Below are 20,896 nucleotides of genomic sequence, written 5' to 3'. Positions count from 1 at the left end.
CTCCCTTTGTTTTTGTAGGTATAAGGCAGGTCGAAACTGTTGCATCCGCGCGGCCGGACCAGCGTTCCCCCCCGTATTTTCGGGGGTTTTACTGAGCCAGCGAGGTCATCCTGAGGTTGTGTAAAACAGCTGACTATCGATAAAAACTCATCGAAGCCATGACGCCGACGCATGCCTCATCACATGGCATGCGCCGACCGTTTTCGTGCCGTCAGACGGCGCGAATCACGTGCTTGATTTCCTGGAAAGCCTGCAAGCCCCACGGCCCCAATTCGCGGCCGATGCTGCTCTGTTTGTAGCCACCCCAGGCGGTCTGCGGGAAGATCACTTGCGGCGCGTTGATCCACACCAGCCCCGCCTGCAAAGCATTGGCGACGCGGTCTGCGGTCTCGGTATTGCGCGTAACCACGCTGGCGACCAGGCCGAACTGGCTGTCGTTGGCCAAGGCAATCGCTTCAGCTTCAGAGGCGAAACGGCGCACGCAGATCACCGGGCCGAAAATCTCTTCACACCACAGCGCACTGTCCAGGGGCACGTCGGTGAAAACCGTCGGCTGCAAAAAATATCCGCGCGGCAGGTCTGCCGGACGATTGCCGCCGCACACCAGCCTGGCCCCCGCACTCAAGCCGCGGTCGATGTGGCCGAGCACGCGTTGGTATTGCGCCTGGTTGACCAGCGCGCCCATTTCCACGTTCGGGTCGAACGGATCGGCCACACGAATGGCTTCGGCGCGAGCCTTCACCCGGGCGAGGAATTCATCGGCCAGTTCATCGGCAACGAGCACGCGGCTGGTGGCGGAACACATCTGCCCGGCGTTGAAGAAACCACCACCGCAGGCCACGTCAACCGCCAGGTCGAGATCGGCATCGGCCAGCACCAGCAAGGAGGATTTGCCGCCCAGTTCCAGGCTCACGCCCTTGACAGTTTCCGCGGCACGCTGCATGACCTGCACGCCGACCGCGTTGCTGCCGGTGAACGACACCTTGGCGATCCGCGGGTCTGCCGACAACGGTGCGCCAACGGCCAGGCCGGTGCCGCACACCAGGTTGAACACACCGGCAGGCAAGCCGGCCTGGGCAATGATCGTCGCCAGTTCCAGCTCCGGCAGCGGCGTCACTTCCGACGGCTTGAGCACCACGCAGCAACCGGCGGCGAGAGCCGGGGCGAGCTTCCACGCGGTGGTGACCATCGGGAAGTTCCACGGCACGATCAGGCCGACCACACCGCAAGGTTCACGGCGCAGGCGAGCGCTGAAATCTTCGCTCGGTAACTCAATGGCGCTATCTTGTTTCGCGTCCAGCCCTTCAGCCAGACCTGCGTAATACTCGAACGTGGCGATCACGTCATCGACGTCGATGGCCGCTTCGAACAATGGCTTGCCGTTGTTGCTCGACTGCAAGTGCATGAGTTTTTCGCGACCGGCCTGCACGCCCGCCGCAATCGCGCGCAGGATCGCGCCGCGCTCGGCGCCGCTGGTTTGCGACCAGGCGGCGAAGGCCTTGGTTGCCGCGTCCACCGCCAGAGTGACGGCGTGTTCGTCACCGCCGTTGACCGTGGTCAACAGCGCTTCGGTTGCCGGGTTGATCACGCGCAAATGTTCGTCGCCCGCCGACCATTGGCCGTTGATGTACAGGCCATCCAGAGTGGTTGGAAAACTCATTTCGACACCGCCTTGGTCCACTCGGCCTGATCGATTTCAATCAGGGTCGGCCCCTGGCGATCGGTGGCGACCCGCAATGCCGTACGCAGTTGTTCAACGCCATTGACCGCCTCGGCCGCGCAGCCCAGGGCCTTGGCCACAGCGATGAAGTCCGGGGTGTAGATGTCCACGCCGACCGGTTCGATGGCACGGTTGACCATGTACTTCTTGATCTCTTCGTAGCCCTGGTTATTCCACAGCAGCACGATCACCGGGGTGCGTGCTTCAACGGCGCTCGCCAGTTCCGGAAGGGTGAATTGCAGGCCGCCGTCGCCGATCAGGCACACCACCGGCGGACGCGCGCCGCCTTCGACGGTGCCACCCAACCAGGCGCCAATCGCCGCGGGCAAGGCGTAACCCAGGGTGCCGTAACCGGTGGACGAGTTGAACCAGCGACGCGGGCGCTCGGGGTTGAACGTCAGGTTGCCGGTGTACACCGGTTGGGTCGAATCGCCGACGAATACCGCGTTCGGCAGTTCGTGCAGGACGGTTTCCAGGAAGCGGGTCTGGGCCAGGGTCGGCGCATCCCAGTTGGCAGCCAGCTCTTCACGCAGGCGGGCGGCGCGCACCTGGCCCCAATCGTTGCGGCGTTCGGCCAGCGGCTTGTGCGACAGGGCGCTGAGCAAGGCCTGGGCGGCGTTGCGCGAGTCGGCCACCAGGGCCACGTGTGGCGGGTAGTTGCGTACGGTCTGGTCCGGATCGATGTCGATGCGCAGCAGCTTGCCGGGAATCTCGAAACCACCAGCGAATGTGACGTCGTAGTCGGTCTCGGCCAGTTCGGTACCGATTGCCAGGACCACATCAGCCTCGGCCACCAGTGCGCGAGTGGCGACCAGGCTCTGGGTCGAACCGATCAGCAGCGGGTGAGCGCAGGGCAGCATGCCCTTGGCATTGATGGTCAGCGCGACGGGCGCGTCGAGCAACTCAGCCAGTTCGGTCAGCTCGGCAGCGGCATCGATGGCGCCGCCACCGGCGAGGATCAACGGTCGCTTGGCGCCCGCCAACAGATCGGTCATGCGCGAAATGGCGGACGGCGAAGCGCCGGCGCGGTCGATGTTCACCGGCACGCTGGCGAGCAGGTCGCCGGCTTCTTCAACCAGCACGTCCAACGGAATTTCGATGTGCACCGGACGCGGACGACCGGCCTGGAACAGCGCGAAGGCACGGGCCAGAACACCCGGCAACTCGGACGCCGACATCAGGGTATGGGAGAACGCCGCCACACCACCGACCAGCGCGCTCTGGTTCGGCAGCTCGTGGAGCTTGCCGCGACCGCCGCCCAGCTGGTTGCGGGTCTGTACGCTAGAAATCACCAGCATCGGGATCGAGTCGGCATAGGCCTGGCCCATCGCCGTGGTGATGTTGGTCATGCCGGGACCTGTGATGATGAAGCACACACCCGGCTTGCCACTGGTGCGGGCATAGCCGTCAGCCATGAAGCCGGCGCCCTGTTCGTGACGCGGGGTGACGTGGTTGATGCTCGAACGGGCCAGCCCGCGATACAGCTCCACGGTGTGCACCCCGGGAATGCCGAACACCTGCTCGACCCCGTAGCCTTCGAGTAACTTGACCAATACTTCGCCGCACGTCGCCATGTGATTGCCCTTCTTGTTCGTTTGAGACGCCGGGCCTGCGCAGTGTTTATGATGGATTCGCAGGTCCAGGGATGGCCTCATTGGAACGGGCGACACGTAGCCGCAACAATGGATAAAAAGTCATACTAGCCATGTCCTCACGTCATACCTTGGATCCCAATGAAACGATTGCCTCCCCTGCCGGCGCTTCATACTTTTCTGATTACCGCGCAGTGCTGCAACTTCACCCGGGCCGCCGAGCAACTGCACATCACCCAGGGCGCCGTGAGCCGGCAGATCGCCGGGCTGGAAGATCACCTGGGTTATGAGCTGTTCATTCGCCAGGCCCGAGGCCTGGACCTGACCGCCGAGGGACGCGAGTGGTTACCACGGGTCCAGCAGGTTTTCGGCCTGATCGACGAAGCCGTCGAACAGATCGGCGAGAAGCGCGAGACCCTGCAACTCAAGGCCCCGACCTGTGTCATGCGCTGGCTGTTGCCACGGCTGCTGCAGTGGCAAAAAGAACGCCCGGACGTGCCGGTCGAGCTGACCACCACGGTCAAGCACGGGGTGGATTTTCACCTCGAACAATTCGATGCGGCGGTGATGTATGGCGCATCACCGGACGACTCGCTGGTGGCGCAAAAACTCTTCGATGAGCAACTGACGCCGGTGTGTTCCAGACCCATGCTCGAAGGCCCAATGACCCTGCGGACACCCGCCGATTTGCAACAACACCTGCTGTTGCACCCCACCCGCGATGAACGGGACTGGAAGGCCTGGTTGAAAGCCGCGGATGTGCAGCTGAGCAATGTCGGCAAGGGCCAGCATTTCGAAACCCTGGACCTGGCGATGTCGATGGCGTCCCAGGGAACCGGCGTGGCGATCGGTGACTGGTCGCTGATCGGCGACGACCTGAATGCAGGGCGGCTGGTCATGCCTTTCGAATTGAAGGTGAAAACCGGGCTGGCGTATTACCTGGTGTTCCCCGAAAAACCCGGACCTTCAGCGAAGTTGCGTGAGTTGATGGGGTGGTTGGTGGAGCAGGCGCAGAGTCGCTGAGACACAAAAGCTGTTACCACTTCATCTCGCCCTTGGCGACCTTCGCGCTCAGCTCCAGCGAGCTTTCTTCACCCAGTGTCGGGTAGCGCTTTTTCATCGCCGCGATCAGTGCCGCCGAATCCTTGGCCCTGGCGGTTTCTTCGTCGAAGGCCTTGATGTAGTCGGCGGTGAACTGCACCGCGGCCAGGGACCGGGGGCTGTCGCCAAGGTAGTGGCCCGGCACGATGGTTTTTGGCTTCAGGCTTTCGATCGAGTGCAGCGTCGCCAGCCAATCAGCGTGGGACTGCGGGGTCTGGGTGTCGGCCATCCACACGTGAATGTTCTCTGCCACGACCACGCCACCGACCACGGCCTTGATCGACGGAATCCACACGAAGCTGCGATCCGGTTGTTTACCCTCAAGGCCGACCACCTGCAGTTTCTGCCCTTCGAGCATCAGGCTATCGCCCTTGAGCACTTGCGGCACGATGGTTCTGGCCGGAATATCCGCGCCCATCTTCGGGCCCCAGAACGCCATTTTGCCGTCGACGGTCTCCTTGATGTGATCAACGGTCGGCTGCGAGGCGAACACCTTGGCCTTTGGGAATGCAGCGGTCAGGGTATCGAGGCCGAAGTAGTAGTCCGGGTCGCCGTGGCTGATGTAGATGGTGGTCAGTTGCTTGCCGCTGGCGCGGATTTTTTCTACCACCTGTTCGGCCTGTGACTTGCCGAACTGGGCGTCCACCAGGATCGCTTCTTTCTCGCCGCTGACCAGCACCGAAGACACCGGGAATATCGCTTTTTCGCCGGGGTTGTACACATCCAGCGTCAATGTCGACGCGGTTGCGTGTGCGGCGAAACCGAAGGCGGTAGCCGCCAGCAAAACGCGCTTGAGGGTAGTGAATCCGGTCATCTGTTGCTCCGTTGTTTGGTGGCCAGGGCTGGCCGATACAGGAACAGAGCTTAGTTGCCTGGTTCAGTACAAAAAATGCGATGCTGGAACATAGTTTGTTTCTGAAATCGGGCAAATCATGGATCGTCTCCAAGCAATGCGGGTGTTCGTCACGGTGGTTGATCTCGGCAGCCAGTCGGCCGCCGCCGATCATCTGGAGCTGTCAAGGCCGGTGGTTTCGCGCTATCTGGCGGAATTGGAAGATTGGGTCGGCGCGCGCCTGATGCACCGCACCACCCGCAAGTTGAGCCTGACCGCCGCCGGCAGCGAAATACTGCCGCGCTGCCGGCAGATGCTCGACTTGTCCACGGACATGCAGGCCGCCGTCAGCGTGCCGGACGCTGCACCCCGTGGCCTGCTGCGCATCAGTGTCAGCACCTCGTTCGGCCAGGCGCAACTGGCCGATGCCATGGCGGCCTACGTCAAGCGCTACCCGGGTGTGAGCATCGACATGCAGATGCTCGACCGCACGGTGAACCTGGTGGATGAGCGCATCGACCTGGCCATTCGCACCAGCAATGACCTGGACCCGAACCTGATCGCCCGTCGGTTGACGGTGTGTCGCTCGGTGATCTGCGCCGCCCCCGCCTACCTGCGCGAACACCCGGCACCCCAGCGGGTCGAGGACCTGAGCCAGCACAATTGCCTGACCCACTCGTACTTCGGCAAAAGCCTGTGGCATTTCGAAAAAGACGGCGAACAGGTTTCGGTGCCCGTGCAAGGCAACATCAGCGCCAACGAAGCCAGCACCCTGCTGCGAGCGACCCTGGCCGGCGCCGGCGTGGCGATGCTCCCCACTTATCAGGCCGGTGTGCATATCCACAGCGGTGAGCTGGTCCGCCTGCTGCCCCAGGCCGAACCACGGCAAATGAACGTGTACGCGGTGTATGCCTCCCGCAAGCACATGCCGGCGGCGCTGCGCAGCTTGCTGGATTTTCTGGTGGCGAGGTTTCCCGAAGAACCGGCGTGGGACATCGGCCTTTAACACCGCCCCCCCTGTGTAGGAGCGAGCTTGCTCGCGATGGTCGCCAACGATGACGCTGGGAACCTGATACCCCACGGCGTTCTCAGGCTCATCGCGAGCAAGCTCGCTCCTACAAGGGTCATCAGCGTGTTGAATACCGCGTTACAAGCGAAGCCCGTGTGACTGGCAACTCCCCACCCCTGACCTATGCTCAAGGTAATACCCAAGGGTATTCGTTCAGAGGTCTACGCCATGAACATCAAAACAAGAAGATACCTCGCCATCTTCATCACCTGCGCCGTCACGCTCGGGCTGTATGGCGCTGCCGCCTGGCGCGTCGAGCAGCTGCGCAACCTGCCCCGGGAGTATGCCAGCTGCAATTTCGAGCGCTGCATTCCCCACAACGCGACCCTTAACGCCCTGCGGTAATCAGGCGGGTCAGTCCTGGTTGTCCTGATCGGCCTTCAAACGGTCGCGGAACGCCTTTGGCGAGATTCCCACCCGGCGTCGGAACAGGCGCGTGAAGTTGGTCGGGTCAGAGAACCCCAACACGTCGGACATTTCATAGATGGTCATGCTGGTGTAGGTCAGCAGGCGCTTGGCCTCCAGCAATTGCCGCTCGTGCATGATCTGCAACGCCGGTTGCCCCGCCAGCTCACGGCAAGTGCCATTGAGGTGCGAGACCGAAATCCCCAGGCGATGGGCCAGGTCCTCGACCTTGACGTGCTGGCGATAGGTCTCTTCCACCAGCTGGATGTAGCCATTGAGGTATTCGCGCGCCCGCTGCGGTCGTTGACTGGCCGACCGGCGCTGGATCACCTGGCGACTGACCCACACCATGATCACGCTGACCAGCGAATGCATGAGCATTTCCCGCGCCGGTTGATGGCTGGTGTATTCGGCCTGCAACGCGCAGAACAGACTGTGCAGGTACTCGGCGTCCTGGCCCGCCGGGTAGCTCTCGGCCTGGGCCAGGGCATTCACCGAATGCCCCAGTTGCCCCTGAAGGTGCGTGATCAGCGGCGCCGCGAGGGTGACCACGAACCCTTCGACATCTTCGCTGAAGCGGAAACCATGCACCGACAACGGCGGCAGGATCTGGATCGCCGCTTCAGTCAGTTGTGTACGTTTGCCTTCGATTTCAAGCTCTGCCTGACCTTTGAACACGAAGAGCAACTGACATAAATCAGCATGGCGGTGGGGCTTGATTTCCCATTGATGTTCGCGACTGCGTTTGGAAATGGTTTCACAGTGCAGCAAGTCCGGAGTCGGCCAGTCCAGGCTTTCCCCGTAGAGCTTGAACACCGGAATCGAAGGCAGGTCAGGCTTGTTCATCACTTCAATCCAGGTTTCGAAATGGACGACGGGCGATAATCGCACCGATTGGCAGAATGTACAGCTATCCGCTCAGTTTTCACCTTCAATTGACAGACCCGCAAGTGAAAAATGCAAGCACTCGATCCATAAAAATCATTCACCGACCCCCGTCGCGTGTAGCTTGCGAGTCATAAAAACAATGAAAACACTGAAAACCCAAGTTGCCATTATCGGTGCCGGTCCGTCCGGTTTGCTCCTCGGCCAGTTGTTGCACAACGCAGGCATCGACACCGTCATTGTCGAGCGCCAGGCGCCGGACTACGTGCTCGGGCGAATCCGTGCCGGCGTACTCGAACAAGGCATGGTAGAGCTGTTGCGCCAGGCCGGCGTGAGTCAGCGCATGGACGCCGAAGGGTTGGTCCACGGTGGCTTCGAACTGGCGCTGGATGGCCGTCAGGTACATATCGATCTGCACGCCCTGACCGGTGGCAAAACGGTGATGATCTATGGTCAGACCGAAGTCACCCGCGACTTGATGGCCGCTCGTCAGGTCGCCGGCGCACAGACGATTTACCAGGCCGCCAATGTCGTTCCCCACGGCATGAAAACCGATGAAACGTTCGTGACATTCGAAAAGGACGGCGAAACCTGGCGACTCGACTGTGACTACATTGCCGGTTGCGACGGCTTCCATGGCGTTGCGCGCCAATCTATTCCCGCCGAATGCCTGAAGGTCTTCGAACGGGTCTATCCGTTCGGCTGGCTGGGGATCCTCGCCGATACCCCGCCTGTCCACGAAGAGCTGGTCTACGCCCGCCACGCGCGCGGTTTTGCCTTGTGCAGCATGCGTTCGGCAACGCGCACCCGCTATTACCTGCAGGTGCCGGCGGATGAAAAGGTCGAGGACTGGTCCGACCAACGCTTCTGGGATGAACTCAAGACCCGCCTGCCGTCAGCCTTGGCGGACACGCTGGTAACCGGTCCGTCCATCGAAAAGAGCATCGCGCCGTTGCGCAGTTTCGTGGTCGAACCGATGCAGTATGGGCGGATGTTCCTGGTCGGCGACGCGGCGCACATTGTGCCGCCTACCGGCGCCAAGGGTTTGAATCTGGCAGCCAGCGATGTGAGCACGCTGTTCAATATCCTGCTCAAGGTTTATCGCGAAGGTCGTGTCGATCTGCTGGAGAAATACTCCGAGGTCTGCCTGCGCCGGGTGTGGAAAGCCGAGCGGTTTTCCTGGTGGATGACCTCGATGCTGCACCGCTTCGACGATCACGACGCCTTTAGCCAGCGCATTGCCGAATCGGAGCTGGACTACTTCGTCGACTCCGAAGCAGGCCGCAAGACTATTGCGGAAAATTACGTCGGCCTTCCATATGAGGCTATCGAATAGCTCCCTACCGACTTACACTGGCGAGCATCCCGCTCGCCTTGCCTCTGGCGGGTCAATCACTGCCGCAGGTTTACCCGTGACCAATCTCCACCAGCCTGAAGTGCCCAAGCCAGCCATCCGCAGCGTGCTGATCGCGCTGATGCTGGCGATTTTCCTCGGCGCGCTGGACCAGACCATCGTTGCCGTATCGATGCCGGCCATTTCCGCGCAGTTCAAGGACGTCAGCCTGCTGGCCTGGGTGATTTCCGGCTACATGGTGGCCATGACGGTGGCGGTGCCGATCTACGGCAAATTGGGCGACCTGTATGGCCGGCGCAAACTGATGCTGTTCGGCATGGGCCTGTTCACCCTGGCGTCAGTGTTCTGTGGCATGGCCCAGAGCATGGAGCAGCTGGTGCTGGCGCGCATTCTCCAGGGCATCGGTGCCGGTGGCATGATCTCGGTCAGCCAGGCGATCATCGGCGACATCGTGCCGCCCCGCGAGCGCGGCCGTTATCAGGGCTACTTCAGCAGCATGTATGCGGTAGCCAGCGTCGCCGGTCCGGTGCTGGGCGGGTACATGACCGAATACCTGTCCTGGCGCTGGGTCTTCCTGATCAATCTGCCGCTGGGTCTGGGCGCGTGGCTGGTGGCCAATCGCACGCTGGTGGGCTTGCCGATTCCGCAACGCAAGCCGGTGATCGATTACCTCGGCACACTATTGATGATCATCGGGCTGACGGCATTGTTGCTGGGCATTACCCAGTTCGGCCAGGGCCATTCCTGGCGCAGTGCCGAAGTCTTGGGTTTGCTGGCTTGCGCGGCGGCTGTGCTGGGCCTGTTCGTGCTGCATGAACGACGGACGGCGGAGCCACTGCTGCCGATGCACCTGTTCGCCAACCGCAATGCCATCCTGTGCTGGTGCACGATTTTCTTTACCAGCTTCCAGGCGATCTCGATGATTGTGCTGATGCCACTGCGTTTCCAGAGCGTCACCGGTGCCGGTGCAGACGCCGCCGCCCTGCACCTGCTGCCACTGGCCATAGGCTTGCCGATTGGTGCGTATTTCGCCGGCCGCCGTACTTCCATTACCGGGCGCTACAAGCCGATGATCCTGGGCGGTGCCCTGCTCATGCCGCTGTCGATCCTGGGCATGGCGTTCAGCCCGCCCCAAGCCGTTTGGCTGAGCAGCCTGTTCATGTTGCTCTGCGGGATCGCCTCGGGCATGCAGTTTCCGACTTCCCTGGTCGGCACGCAGAACTCGGTGCAACAGCGTGACATCGGCGTCGCCACCAGCACCACCAACCTGTTCCGCTCATTGGGCGGTGCGGTGGGCGTGGCATTGATGTCGGCGCTGTTGCTGGCGTTGTTGCAGGATTCGAGCTTCGCCCACCTGGCTGGTGCTTCGCTGCTGGGCGAGGGTCACTCGGGGAATGTCCTGCTGGACGGGCTGAACGCCGCGCCGGGGGATGCTCAAGATGCCTTGCGCGCGGAACTGTTGCTGACGTTCCGGCATTTGCTGATGATCAGCGCGGCGGTGTCGCTGCTGGGACTGGCGGCGGCGTTTGCCATGCCGAACATGTTGTTGCGTGGGCGCGAAGACAAGGTCCTGTAGGAGCCCGGCTTGCCGGCGAAGAACGATTACGCGGTACATCGGATACACCGCGTGAATGGTTCGCGGGCAAGCCACGCTCCTACACCATCAGGGACTGTAATACCCCACAGCCACCAGGAAATGCCCGACCTTCTTCAGGTAGGCATGCTTGTTCTCGACCTTCCCGGTCACCGGGTTTTTCCAGCGGTACTCATACTCGCCGTAATCCTGTTTCGCGATCAGCGCCAGCATCGGTTCACCCACAGGTTTGCCATCCGGGTCCTTGATCATGCTGAAATCAGTGTTGATCAATCGCAGGTTGGTGCCATGGGCCACGTAGCGCCCGGTATTGATGTCGACGACAAATACATACAGGTCATCCTGCAGATATCCGCCCTTGAGGGAGTTGATCGCTGCCAGGGTGCCCTTCTCGTCCTTCGCCAGGTCGGTCGCCGCTTTGTTCAGCAAGGCCATGGCCTGTTCCGCCGAAGCCCGTGGCAGGTAGTAGCCGACCGCGAGAATTCGCTGGCCGACACGCTGATAGTAGACATGCTTGAGCTCGACCTTGCCGTCGGACCAGTTCTGCCAGCGGTACTCCGCTTGCTGGATGCCATTGCCCTCGGGCACTTTCAGCGCCTCCTTGAAGGCTTTCTGCAAATCCGGGCCGAGCACATCCGACACATCCCGGCCAATCAGCGCCGCCGAGGGTCCGCCGCTGGCAAGCATCACGCCGTTGGTATCGACCACGAAGACATAGCGGTCCTGGTCGACGAACTCACCCTGGCGGCTGAACGCGGCGAAGGCCTTGTCGCCATTATCGTGGTAGTAGGCCAGGGCTTTTTCCAGCAAGGCGATGGCGGCCTGGCTGTCAGCCTTTTCCGTTCCGGCCGCTTGAACCTGGCCCAGGCACATCAGCAGCATGCTGAACAGCCAGGCCAACTTGTGCACAACTCCCATGGTGCGTCCCTCGTTCTTTTAGATGTTTCAAGAGCGTAGACGGCAATGGCGTGGGTGCGGGAGGGATTCATTCCCGGCGAACCGGGAATGAATGAGTGCTTACTGGCGAGCGCGCAGCTGCTGTTGCAGGTTCTGGATCTGCGCTTGCAGGGAATTGATGGTACGTGTGACCTGACTGCGGAACGCATCGAACTCTGCCGTGTTGGCGCCTTGAGGGGCGCTCGGACGGTTGTCCTGCTGGCTTTTGAGGACAACGATATCCTGCTCCAGACGGTCGATGGCAGCGCTCGGATTCCCCTGTTTCTTCAGCGCCGTGATGTCGGCACCGAGACTTTTCAGCTGTGCATCGAATTTTTCGGTGTCCGCCGGGGTGTTTTTCAGGGTGGTCAGTTCACTGCCCAAGGCTTTGACCTGCGCCTGCAGTTGCGTATTGGCATTCTGCTGCTCGGTGTACTGGGCAGTCATCTGTGTCAGGCGCTTGTCCAGATCGCTGGTCTGCGCGGTCATCTGCGCCAGACGCTTGTCCAGGTCCGAGGCCTGGCCGGCGACGCCCTGTTGTTGCTTGCCCTGATCCTGCAACTGGTTTTCCAGTTGTTTGATTTGCAGCTTCAGCGCTTCGCTGTCGCTGGTGACATTGGTCTGGCTGGCAACCACCTTGCCGGAAATATCCTGCAGGCGCCCCGCCGCTTCTTCACTGATTCGCGCGAAGCTTTCCTGCGTCGCCACCAGCTGTTGCTCCATCAGCGAAATCTGCTGGAAGCTCCACCAGGCAAGGCCCGCGAAGGCAAAGAGCAAGGCGCCGACCAGGGCCCACAACGGCCCGGTGCTCGCCGCCTTGACCCTGACCACGGGCGGTGTGCGCGAATGCACGGTGGTGCGGGTGGTCTTGGGGAAATCATCGTCATCGAGGATGTCTGCACGCAGGCTCGGTACATCGTCGAAGTCATCGTGGGCATCGTTACGCATGGACATTGAGTCAACCTTTGTGAAACGCGGTGATGGCTTGATGCGGCGCAGTATAACCCCCCATCGCCGCATCCATTGACCCCGGTCCCGAACCTCGGTTCAGTGCGGCAGGATTCAGCGAAGGTCCTGAGCCTTCCACCAGGCGCAGAATTCATCGAGCGCCGTCCAGAGACTGACCTTGGGGTCGTAGTCCAGATAATGCCGGGCGCGGCTGATATCCAGGGTGAAATTTTTCTTCATGACCTGCATGCCCAGGCGCGACAGGGTCGGCTCGGGACGTCCCGGCCACAGCTTGCAGAACCCTTCGTTGAGCGCCGCGACGCTATAGCCCAGGCCGTAGGAACGGTAGCGCGTCACTTGTGGGACTTCCATTCTGCGCATCACGTAATTAACCACGTCCCACAACGGGATCGGTGTTCCGTTGCTGATGTTGTACACCTTGCCCAGGGCTGAACCGCTGGCCAGCAAACTGCTGAGCAAGGCTTCATTGAGGTTTTGCACACTGGTGAAATCGACCTTGTTCAAGCCGTTGCCGATGATCGCCAGGCGCCCCTTGCGCTGCATGTTGAGCAATCGCGGGAAGATGCTCATGTCCCCCGCTCCGGTGACGAAACGTGGGCGCAGCGCCAGGGTTTCGAGGCCAAACTCCTGGGCACCGAAGACTTTCTGCTCAGCCAGGTACTTGGTCGCGGCGTAGGGGTGCTTGAAGCGTTTGGGCACTTGCTCTTCGGTCAGGCCCAGGTGATCGCGGCCATCGAAATAGATCGACGGCGACGACAGATGCACCAGACGCCGCACCCGCTGCTTCAGGCAGGCTTCGACCACGTTTTCGGTGACCTGGACGTTGCCCAGGTGAAAGTCCTGATAACGCCCCCACAGGCCAACGGCACCGGCGCAATGCACCACCGCCTCAACCTCGGAACACAGGTCGTGGGCCAGGATCGGATCGCTCAAGTCGCCCTGGATGAACTCGGCGCCACGGCGTACCAGATGCTCGACACTTTCGGCCCGGCGACCGTTGACCCGCACGTCCAGGCCCTGCTCCAGGGCGAAACGCGCAAAGCGCCCGCCTATGAAGCCGCTTGCGCCGGTGACCAGAATCTTCATGTATTGCTCCGAATATTGCGTTTTGCGTTTTGCGTGAGGTCTTGACGCTGCCCGTCAGTCCAACGGCACCAACCATTGCTTCGACGCCTGCACCAATTGTTCGGTCAGCAACCCCAGCAACTGACCGCCATTGCGCCAATGATGCCAGTACAGCGGCACGTCGATCGGTTTATCTGGCAACAACTCCAGCAAAATGCCGCGTTCCAGCTGCTCGCGCACCTGCAGCTCCGGCACCAGGCCCCAGCCAAGCCCGGCTTCGGTGAGGCGGATGAATCCTTCGGACGAGGGGCACAGATGGTGTTCGAAACCGCCATCGACGCCGAGGGACGCCAGGTAGCGATGCTGCAGGAAGTCGTCCGGGCCGAACACCAGCGCCGGGGTTCGGGCCAACTGGTCGGCGCGCACGCCTTGAGGAAAGTGCCGTGCAATGAAGGCCGGACTGGCCAGGGCGCGGTAGCGCATGGCGCCAAGCAATACGCTGCGCGCACCGGCCACCGGACGCTCGCTGGCGCACAGGCACGCCGCGACTTCGCCTGCGCGCATGCGTTTGAGGCCGACGGTCTGGTCCTCGACCACCAGATCCATCAGCACCTGTTGTTCTGCGCAAAACCCCCCCACCGCCTGGGCCCACCAGGTCGCCAGGCTGTCGGCATTCAGGGCGATTCGAAGGCGTTCCGGCAGGCCCTCTTCGTCCAGCGCCGGCACCAGCGTCTGCAAATCCCGCTCAAGCAGACGCACCTGCTGTACGTGGTTGAGCAAGCGCCGGCCGATTTCGGTCGGCGACGGCGGCGTGCCTCGCACCAATACCGGCTGGCCGACCCGTGCTTCCAGCAATTTGATGCGCTGGGAAATGGCCGATTGCGACAACCCGAGCACCTGGGCTGCCCGTTCGAAACCGGCCTGCTCGACCACAGCGGCCAAGGCAGAAAGCAATTTATAGTCGAACATCAGTTTTCCTAATGAGCGATCAGCAATATTGGTTTTTCTTATACAGGCTCGTACGGGAGAATAGCCAGCAAGAACTCTCCAACAAGGACACCGATATGGCTGGCGAAACTTCATTGGCAACGCTGCTGCGCAGCATGAGCCCGCAACTCAATGCCGGCGACTACGTGTTCTGCACCCTGGTCGACGGCCAGTTGCCTGCGGGCGTGGAAGTCATCGGCAGCTTTCGCGAGCAGGAAGGCCTGACCGTGATTCTCGAGCGCTCCTGCGCTGAACAGGCGGGCTTGAGCTACGACTACGTCGCCGCGTGGATCACCCTGAACGTGCATTCGGCCCTCGAAGCCGTGGGCCTCACTGCTGCGTTCGCCACGGCCCTGGGCCAGGCCGGGATCAGCTGCAACGTGATCGCCGGTTATTACCACGACCATTTGTTCGTCGGCCAGGTCGATGCCGAGCGCGCCATGCAAGTGTTGCGCGACCTGGCAGCCAACGGGGAGTAAAAAGCCATGTGGCAAAGTTATGTGAACGGCCTGTTGGTGGCCTTCGGACTGATCATGGCGATCGGCACGCAGAATGCGTTTGTGCTGGCGCAAAGCCTGCGCCGTGAACATCACCTGCCGGTGGCGGCGCTCTGCGTGGCCTGCGACGCCCTGCTGGTTGCCGCTGGAGTATTTGGCCTGGCGACGGTACTGGCACAGAACCCGACCTTGTTGGCCATCGCCCGTTGGGGTGGAGCGGCGTTTCTGCTGTGGTACGGCAGTCAGGCGTTGCGTCGGGCTTTTTCCAGACAGAGCCTGCAACAAGGTGAAAACCAGACCGTTCGCTCACTGCGCGCGGTAATGCTCAGTGCCCTGGCGGTGACGCTGCTCAATCCGCATGTTTACCTGGACACTGTTTTGCTGATCGGCTCCCTCGGCGCCCAGCAAACAGAACCCGGGGCTTACGTGGTGGGCGCGGCGAGTGCTTCATTGTTGTGGTTTTTCACCCTGGCGCTCGGCGCGGCATGGCTGGCGCCGTGGCTGGCACGGCCGAGCACCTGGCGTATTCTTGACCTGTTGGTGGCCGTGATGATGTTCGCCGTAGCATTGCAACTGATCAGTGCCGGCTGATTTATTCCAAAAGGCTCTGGAACCTCTATTCCACACAGTTGTTGCGTGGTTATGCCGCACCCCCGGTGCTATGATCCGATCCCTGCGCCGCAAAGAGTACAAACTCCCCGGCGCTTGTTTGGCCGCCCGTGATCGGCCTTGCGCTCACCGCAACAGACCTGATTAGGAGAATCATCATGGCTTTCGAATTGCCGCCACTGCCGTACGCACACGATGCCCTGCAGCCGCACATCTCCAAGGAAACCCTGGAGTTTCACCACGACAAGCACCACAACACCTACGTCGTGAACCTGAACAACCTGGTGCCAGGCACCGAGTTCGAAGGCAAGACCCTGGAAGAAATCGTCAAGACTTCCTCGGGCGGTATCTTCAACAACGCCGCTCAAGTGTGGAACCACACTTTCTACTGGAACTGCCTGGCGCCAAACGCTGGCGGTCAACCAACCGGCGCGCTGGCGGAAGCCATCAACGCAGCCTTCGGTTCGTTCGACAAGTTCAAGGAAGAGTTCAGCAAGACTTCCATCGGCACCTTCGGTTCCGGTTGGGGCTGGCTGGTGAAGAAAGCTGACGGTTCCCTGGGCCTGGCTAGCACCATCGGTGCCGGCAACCCGCTGACCAACGGCGACACCCCACTGCTGACCTGCGACGTCTGGGAGCACGCCTACTACATCGACTACCGCAACCTGCGTCCAAAGTACGTTGAAGCGTTCTGGAACCTGGTCAACTGGAAATTCGTGGCTGAGCAGTTCGAAGGCAAAACCTTCACCGCTTAAGCTCGACGCTCCTGAAAAACCCGGCTTTGATGCCGGGTTTTTTTGCGCCCGAAAAAACTGCGGGCAATAAAAAACCCGCTGACGAATCAGCGGGTTTTTTATTGCGACGATCAAAGGATCAGAAATCCTCCAGCCGCCACACTTCATAAGCCGGCGTCTCGTAGGGGTGACTCTGTTTCAGAGCCGCCACCACCGAGCCGATCAACTCATCGGCCACCACAAGTTCGACCTTCCATTCCTCGACCCGTTCGACCTGCCCCGCCTCGCCAATGAACGGCTGACTGCCGTCCAGTGGACGAAACTGGCCCTGGCCCAACACCTGCCAGGCGCAGTGGTCGTAAGCGCCGATCCGCCCGCCACCGGCGGCGAATACGGCGCTCTTCACGTCTTCGACGTGACTGATAGGTACAAAAAAGCTGAGCTTGTACACGACGCTTGGTTCACCCGCTCTTAGTTCACCCAAACACGCGCATTACGGAACATACGCATCCAAGGTGCGTCTTCGTTCCAGTCTTCCGAACGCCACGAGTTCTGCACGGCACGGAACACACGCTCCGGGTGCGGCATCATGATGGTCACGCGACCGTCGCGGCTGGTCAAACCGGTGATCCCGCGCGGCGAGCCGTTCGGGTTGGCCGGGTAGCTTTCGGTGACCTTGCCGTGGTTGTCGACGAAACGCACCGCCACGCAACCTGACAGATCGGCTTCCAGCAACGCTTCTTCGCTGGCGAATTCGGCATGGCCTTCACCGTGGGCGATGGCGATCGGCATGCGCGAACCGGCCATGCCCTGCAGGAAGATCGAGTTCGACTCCTGGATCTGCACCATGGCCACGCGCGCTTCGAACTGCTCAGAACGGTTACGCACGAAGTGCGGCCAGAACTCGCTGCCCGGGATCAGCTCGTGCAGGTTGGACATCATCTGGCATCCGTTGCACACGCCGAGGGTGAAGCTGTCGTTACGCTCGAAGAAGCCCTGGAACGCATCGCGGGCACGGCTGTTGAACAGTGCCGACTTGGCCCAGCCTTCACCGGCACCCAGTACGTCGCCGTAAGAGAAACCGCCGCACGCCACCAGGCCCTTGAACTCGTTCAGGTCGACACGACCGGCAAGGATGTCGCTCATGTGCACGTCGATCGCGTTGAAACCGGCGCGGTCGAACGCGGCGGCCATTTCCACTTGACCGTTGACGCCCTGCTCACGCAGCACGGCAACTTGTGGGCGGATGCCTTTCTTGATGTAAGGCGCGGCGATGTCCTGGTTGACGTCATAGCTCAGCTTGACGCTCAGGCCCGGGTTGTCTTCTTCCAGCAGCACGTCGAACTCTTGATCGGCGCAGTCGGCGTTGTCACGCAGACGCTGGATCTGGTAGCTGGTCTCGGCCCACTGGCGTTGTAGCAGACGACGCTGGCCTTCGAACACGGTGTCACCGTTGAAGGTGATGTTGATCTGGCCATTGTTGATCGGCTGACCGATCACCGACACGCACTCGCCCAGGCCGGCAGCGCTGAACTGCGCAAGGATGTCAGCGGTAGCGTCCTGGCGAACCTGGATCACGGCGCCGAGTTCTTCGTTGAACAGGATCGCGGCGATGTCGGCGGAAGTTTCCGCCAGGCCATCGAGGTTCAGGCTCAGGCCGCAATGACCGGCGAACGCCATTTCCACCACGCTGGTCAGCAGACCACCGTCGGAACGGTCGTGGTAGGCCAGCAGGTGACCGTCGGCGTTGAGGCCCTGGATCACCGCGAAGAAGGCCTTCAGGTCTTCTGCGTCGTCGACGTCCGGTGCCTGCTTGCCGAGCTTGCCGTGAACCTGCGCGAGGATCGAGGCGCCCATGCGGTTCTGGCCACGGCCCAGGTCGATCAGGATCAGGTCGGTGGTGCCCTTGTCCATGCGCAGTTGCGGGGTCAGGGTCTGACGGATGTCAGTCACTGGCGCGAAACCGGTCACGATCAGGGACATCGGCGAAGTGACGGACTTGTCCACGCCTTCATCGTTCCAGCGCGTGGCCATGGACATCGAGTCCTTGCCCACCGGAATGGTGATGCCCAACTCTGGGCACAGCTCCATGCCGACCGCTTTCACAGTGTCGTACAAACGTGCGTCTTCGCCCGGGTGACCGGCGGCGGACATCCAATTCGCCGACAGCTTGATGTCGGAGATCTTGCCGATGCGCGAAGCGGCGATGTTGGTCAGGGTTTCGCCGATGGCCATGCGGCCCGACGCCGGAGCGTCCAGCAGTGCCAGCGGAGTGCGCTCGCCCATCGCCATGGCTTCACCGGTGTAGACGTCGAAGCTGGTGGCGGTGACGGCAACGTCGGCCACTGGAACCTGCCACGGGCCGACCATCTGGTCACGGGCCACGAGGCCGGTGATGGTGCGGTCGCCGATGGTGATCAGGAAGCTCTTGCTGGCCACGGCCGGGTGATGCAGGACGCGCTCGACGCATTCGCCGATGTCCAGGGTCGACGGATCGAAATCGTCGCCCAGCTCGTTTTCACGAACAACCGAACGGTGCATGCGTGGAGCCTTGCCCAGCAGCACTTCCAGTGGCATGTCCACCGGACTGTTGCCGAAGTGGCTGTCAGTCACAGTGAGTTGTGGCTCGGCGGTCGCTTCACCGACTACAGCGAACGGGCAACGCTCGCGTTCGCAGATTGCCTTGAAGCGTTCGAAGTCGGCCGGGCCGACGGCCAGCACGTAACGTTCCTGGGATTCGTTACTCCAGATTTCGTGCGGGGCCATGCCCGGCTCGTCGTTTGGAATGTTGCGCAGTTCGAAACGGCCACCACGGTCGCCGTCGTTGACCAGTTCCGGGAAGGCGTTGGACAGACCACCCGCACCCACGTCGTGGATGAAGCTGATCGGGTTCTTGTCGCCCAGCTGCCAGCAACGGTCGATGACTTCCTGGCAACGACGCTCCATCTCAGGGTTTTCACGCTGTACGGAAGCGAAGTCCAGGTCCGCCGAGCTGGTGCCGGTGGCCATCGAGGAAGCGGCGCCGCCGCCCAGGCCGATCAGCATCGCCGGGCCGCCGAGCACGATCAGCTTGGAGCCAACGACGATCTCGCCTTTCTTGACGTGTTCTTCGCGGATGTTGCCCATGCCGCCGGCCAACATGATCGGCTTGTGGTAACCGCGCACTTCGTCGCCGTGCGGGGTGCTGATCGACTGTTCGAAGGTACGGAAGTAGCCGGTCAGGGCCGGACGACCGAATTCGTTGTTGAACGCAGCGCCGCCCAGCGGGCCTTCGATCATGATGTCCAGCGCGGTAACGATGCGCTCGGGCTTGCCGTATGGCACTTCCCACGGCTGTTCGAAGCCAGGGATCTGCAGGTTGGACACGGTGAAGCCGGTCAGGCCAGCCTTCGGCTTGGCGCCACGACCGGTCGCGCCTTCGTCGCGGATCTCGCCACCGGAGCCGGTAGACGCGCCCGGGAACGGGGCAATCGCGGTCGGGTGGTTGTGCGTCTCGACTTTCATCAGGATGTGCACCGGCTCCTGCACCGCGCCGTACTGGCGGGTTTCAGGGTCCGGGAAGAAACGCCCGGCCACGGAGCCGACGATCACCGAAGCGTTGTCCTTGTAAGCCGACAGAACGCCTTCGCTGTGCATCACGTAGGTGTTCTTGATCATGCCGAACAGGCTTTTTTCCTGGCTCTCGCCGTCGATGTCCCAACTGGCGTTGAAGATCTTGTGACGGCAGTGCTCGGAGTTCGCCTGGGCGAACATCATCAGTTCGATGTCGTGCGGGTTGCGCTTCAAGCCGACGAAGGCGTTGACCAGATAGTCGATCTCGTCTTCGGCCAGGGCCAGGCCCAGCTCGGTGTTGGCTTTTTCCAGCGCGGCGCGGCCGCCACCCAACACGTCGATCGCGGTCAGGGGCTTGGGTTCGGCGTGGCTGAACAGGCCGGCGGCCTGTTCCAGGTTGCCCAGGACGATCTGGGTCATGCGGTCGTGCAGTGCATCGGCGATCAGCTGGGCGTCAGCATCGCTGAACTGGCCGGCCACGTAGAAGGCAATGCCGCGCTCCAGGCGCTGGATCTTGCTCAGGCCGCAGTTGCGAGCGATGTCGCTGGCCTTGCTCGACCAGGGCGAGATGGTGCCGAAACGCGGCAACACCAGGAACAGACGACCGGTCGGTTCCTGGACCGGAACACTTGGACCGTACTTCAGAAGGCGCGCCAGCACCTGCTGTTCGTCGCCGGTCAGGACGCCGGTAACTTCGGCGAAGTGAGCGAATTCAGCATACAAGCCACTGACAGCCGGAACCTTCTGGCTCAGTTGCTCAAGGAGTTTGCTGTGGCGAAAGGCAGAAAGGGCAGGAGCGCCGCGCAGGATCAACATCTTCGGGACAGCCTCGGGAAGGGGTGTGCTTTGAGGCCGTGCATTCTAGCCTAAACAGCCCGCGACGGCACCCGAAACGCTACGTGCGGTTGCACTGGAGTGCCGATCTGTGTTTCTGCCCCGAGAGTCAGGTTAACCGAGCGTGTAACCACAGCTTATTTTTACTGTATCAAAACGCA

The 20,896-nt window shown here is 61.7% G+C and carries 18 protein-coding genes; 8 read left to right on the top strand and 10 right to left on the bottom strand.

Going from position 1 to position 20,896, the window contains the following annotated elements:
- Window positions 1–211: 211 nt before the first annotated feature.
- Together ACYP2Q_RS27960 and ACYP2Q_RS27955 are read right to left on the bottom strand one after the other, a co-directional pair.
- Window positions 212–1,660, bottom strand: a complete 1,449-nt coding sequence (locus ACYP2Q_RS27960; protein WP_459733437.1) for an aldehyde dehydrogenase family protein — start codon at window positions 1,658–1,660, stop codon at window positions 212–214.
- Complete coding sequence (locus ACYP2Q_RS27955) at window positions 1,657–3,294, bottom strand: 5-guanidino-2-oxopentanoate decarboxylase (protein ID WP_459733436.1); 1,638 nt, start codon at window positions 3,292–3,294, stop codon at window positions 1,657–1,659. The genes ACYP2Q_RS27960 and ACYP2Q_RS27955 overlap by 4 nt, the downstream gene beginning before the upstream one ends.
- Window positions 3,295–3,453: 159 nt before the next feature.
- Between ACYP2Q_RS27955 and ACYP2Q_RS27950 the strand changes: the two genes are divergently transcribed.
- Entirely contained in the window at window positions 3,454–4,335 is an 882-nt protein-coding gene (locus ACYP2Q_RS27950; RefSeq protein WP_459733435.1) for a LysR substrate-binding domain-containing protein, read from the top strand.
- 13 nt (window positions 4,336–4,348) lie between these two features.
- On the opposite strand, the gene ACYP2Q_RS27945 is transcribed toward ACYP2Q_RS27950, so the two are convergent.
- Window positions 4,349–5,227, bottom strand: coding sequence for an MBL fold metallo-hydrolase (locus ACYP2Q_RS27945; RefSeq protein WP_459733434.1), 879 nt, complete (start codon window positions 5,225–5,227; stop codon window positions 4,349–4,351).
- Between the two features lie 118 nt (window positions 5,228–5,345).
- Here ACYP2Q_RS27945 and ACYP2Q_RS27940 point away from each other — a divergent pair, with 118 nt between their 5' ends.
- Window positions 5,346–6,251: a LysR family transcriptional regulator gene (locus tag ACYP2Q_RS27940; protein WP_459733433.1), complete on the top strand. Its 906-nt coding sequence runs from the start codon at window positions 5,346–5,348 to the stop codon at window positions 6,249–6,251.
- A 231-nt stretch (window positions 6,252–6,482) separates the two neighbouring features.
- Window positions 6,483–6,659, top strand: a complete 177-nt coding sequence (locus ACYP2Q_RS27935) for a hypothetical protein (protein WP_162837843.1) — start codon at window positions 6,483–6,485, stop codon at window positions 6,657–6,659.
- Between the two features lie 9 nt (window positions 6,660–6,668).
- Here the strand turns inward: ACYP2Q_RS27935 and ACYP2Q_RS27930 are convergent, their stop codons facing one another.
- Window positions 6,669–7,565, bottom strand: a complete 897-nt coding sequence (locus ACYP2Q_RS27930) for a helix-turn-helix domain-containing protein (protein WP_459733432.1) — start codon at window positions 7,563–7,565, stop codon at window positions 6,669–6,671.
- A 190-nt stretch (window positions 7,566–7,755) separates the two neighbouring features.
- On the opposite strand from ACYP2Q_RS27930, the gene pobA reads away from it, so the two are divergent.
- Together pobA and ACYP2Q_RS27920 are read left to right on the top strand one after the other, a co-directional pair.
- On the top strand, window positions 7,756–8,940 hold the full coding sequence (gene pobA / locus ACYP2Q_RS27925) for a 4-hydroxybenzoate 3-monooxygenase (RefSeq protein WP_459733491.1): 1,185 nt from the start codon (window positions 7,756–7,758) through the stop codon (window positions 8,938–8,940).
- Window positions 8,941–9,016: 76 nt separating this feature from the next.
- Window positions 9,017–10,534 (top strand): MDR family MFS transporter, encoded by a 1,518-nt coding sequence (locus ACYP2Q_RS27920; protein WP_459733431.1) that lies wholly within the window; start codon window positions 9,017–9,019, stop codon window positions 10,532–10,534.
- A gap of 87 nt (window positions 10,535–10,621) precedes the next feature.
- Here the strand turns inward: ACYP2Q_RS27920 and ACYP2Q_RS27915 are convergent, their stop codons facing one another.
- From ACYP2Q_RS27915 to ACYP2Q_RS27900, 4 genes are all read right to left on the bottom strand, one after another.
- Window positions 10,622–11,470 (bottom strand): cache domain-containing protein, encoded by an 849-nt coding sequence (locus tag ACYP2Q_RS27915; RefSeq protein ID WP_459733430.1) that lies wholly within the window; start codon window positions 11,468–11,470, stop codon window positions 10,622–10,624.
- Between the two features lie 99 nt (window positions 11,471–11,569).
- The gene (locus ACYP2Q_RS27910; protein WP_459733429.1) at window positions 11,570–12,442 is read right to left on the bottom strand and encodes an ATPase; all 873 of its coding nucleotides are present in this window, start codon (window positions 12,440–12,442) and stop codon (window positions 11,570–11,572) included.
- Between the two features lie 108 nt (window positions 12,443–12,550).
- Complete coding sequence (locus ACYP2Q_RS27905; protein ID WP_459733428.1) at window positions 12,551–13,543, bottom strand: NAD-dependent epimerase/dehydratase family protein; 993 nt, start codon at window positions 13,541–13,543, stop codon at window positions 12,551–12,553.
- Window positions 13,544–13,597: 54 nt separating this feature from the next.
- Window positions 13,598–14,491, bottom strand: coding sequence for a LysR family transcriptional regulator ArgP (locus ACYP2Q_RS27900; protein ID WP_459733427.1), 894 nt, complete (start codon window positions 14,489–14,491; stop codon window positions 13,598–13,600).
- 95 nt (window positions 14,492–14,586) lie between these two features.
- Between ACYP2Q_RS27900 and ACYP2Q_RS27895 the strand changes: the two genes are divergently transcribed.
- From ACYP2Q_RS27895 to ACYP2Q_RS27885, 3 genes are all read left to right on the top strand, one after another.
- Complete coding sequence (locus ACYP2Q_RS27895; RefSeq protein ID WP_459733426.1) at window positions 14,587–14,988, top strand: ACT domain-containing protein; 402 nt, start codon at window positions 14,587–14,589, stop codon at window positions 14,986–14,988.
- Between the two features lie 6 nt (window positions 14,989–14,994).
- Window positions 14,995–15,597, top strand: a complete 603-nt coding sequence (locus ACYP2Q_RS27890; protein WP_459733425.1) for a LysE/ArgO family amino acid transporter — start codon at window positions 14,995–14,997, stop codon at window positions 15,595–15,597.
- A 176-nt stretch (window positions 15,598–15,773) separates the two neighbouring features.
- Window positions 15,774–16,370: a superoxide dismutase gene (locus tag ACYP2Q_RS27885; protein WP_008052532.1), complete on the top strand. Its 597-nt coding sequence runs from the start codon at window positions 15,774–15,776 to the stop codon at window positions 16,368–16,370.
- Window positions 16,371–16,488: 118 nt separating this feature from the next.
- On the opposite strand, the gene ACYP2Q_RS27880 is transcribed toward ACYP2Q_RS27885, so the two are convergent.
- Both ACYP2Q_RS27880 and purL read right to left on the bottom strand, forming a co-directional pair.
- Entirely contained in the window at window positions 16,489–16,800 is a 312-nt protein-coding gene (locus tag ACYP2Q_RS27880; protein WP_459733424.1) for an NGG1p interacting factor NIF3, read from the bottom strand.
- A gap of 20 nt (window positions 16,801–16,820) precedes the next feature.
- The gene (purL, locus tag ACYP2Q_RS27875) at window positions 16,821–20,717 is read right to left on the bottom strand and encodes a phosphoribosylformylglycinamidine synthase (protein WP_459733423.1); all 3,897 of its coding nucleotides are present in this window, start codon (window positions 20,715–20,717) and stop codon (window positions 16,821–16,823) included.
- Window positions 20,718–20,896: the final 179 nt, after the last annotated feature.

The organism is Pseudomonas sp. MHK4 (genome assembly GCF_054600775.1).
Note: the sequence above shows the minus strand (reverse complement) of the source record. Positions and strands in the feature narration are given on the sequence as shown.

Bases quoted from the DNA above. Each gene is read 5' to 3' on its own strand.
- ACYP2Q_RS27905 (WP_459733428.1), bottom strand. From the start codon at position 13,543: ATGAAGATTCTGGTCACCGGCGCAAGCGGCTTCATAGGCGGGCGCTTT.
- ACYP2Q_RS27955 (WP_459733436.1), bottom strand. From the start codon at position 3,294: ATGGCGACGTGCGGCGAAGTATTGGTCAAGTTACTCGAAGGCTACGGG.
- ACYP2Q_RS27915 (WP_459733430.1), bottom strand. From the start codon at position 11,470: ATGGGAGTTGTGCACAAGTTGGCCTGGCTGTTCAGCATGCTGCTGATG.
- ACYP2Q_RS27935 (WP_162837843.1), top strand. From the start codon at position 6,483: ATGAACATCAAAACAAGAAGATACCTCGCCATCTTCATCACCTGCGCC.
- ACYP2Q_RS27885 (WP_008052532.1), top strand. From the start codon at position 15,774: ATGGCTTTCGAATTGCCGCCACTGCCGTACGCACACGATGCCCTGCAG.
- ACYP2Q_RS27945 (WP_459733434.1), bottom strand. From the start codon at position 5,227: ATGACCGGATTCACTACCCTCAAGCGCGTTTTGCTGGCGGCTACCGCC.
- ACYP2Q_RS27950 (WP_459733435.1), top strand. From the start codon at position 3,454: ATGAAACGATTGCCTCCCCTGCCGGCGCTTCATACTTTTCTGATTACC.
- ACYP2Q_RS27930 (WP_459733432.1), bottom strand. From the start codon at position 7,565: ATGAACAAGCCTGACCTGCCTTCGATTCCGGTGTTCAAGCTCTACGGG.
- ACYP2Q_RS27890 (WP_459733425.1), top strand. From the start codon at position 14,995: ATGTGGCAAAGTTATGTGAACGGCCTGTTGGTGGCCTTCGGACTGATC.
- ACYP2Q_RS27895 (WP_459733426.1), top strand. From the start codon at position 14,587: ATGGCTGGCGAAACTTCATTGGCAACGCTGCTGCGCAGCATGAGCCCG.
- ACYP2Q_RS27960 (WP_459733437.1), bottom strand. From the start codon at position 1,660: ATGAGTTTTCCAACCACTCTGGATGGCCTGTACATCAACGGCCAATGG.
- purL (WP_459733423.1), bottom strand. From the start codon at position 20,717: ATGTTGATCCTGCGCGGCGCTCCTGCCCTTTCTGCCTTTCGCCACAGC.
- ACYP2Q_RS27900 (WP_459733427.1), bottom strand. From the start codon at position 14,491: ATGTTCGACTATAAATTGCTTTCTGCCTTGGCCGCTGTGGTCGAGCAG.
- ACYP2Q_RS27940 (WP_459733433.1), top strand. From the start codon at position 5,346: ATGGATCGTCTCCAAGCAATGCGGGTGTTCGTCACGGTGGTTGATCTC.
- ACYP2Q_RS27910 (WP_459733429.1), bottom strand. From the start codon at position 12,442: ATGTCCATGCGTAACGATGCCCACGATGACTTCGACGATGTACCGAGC.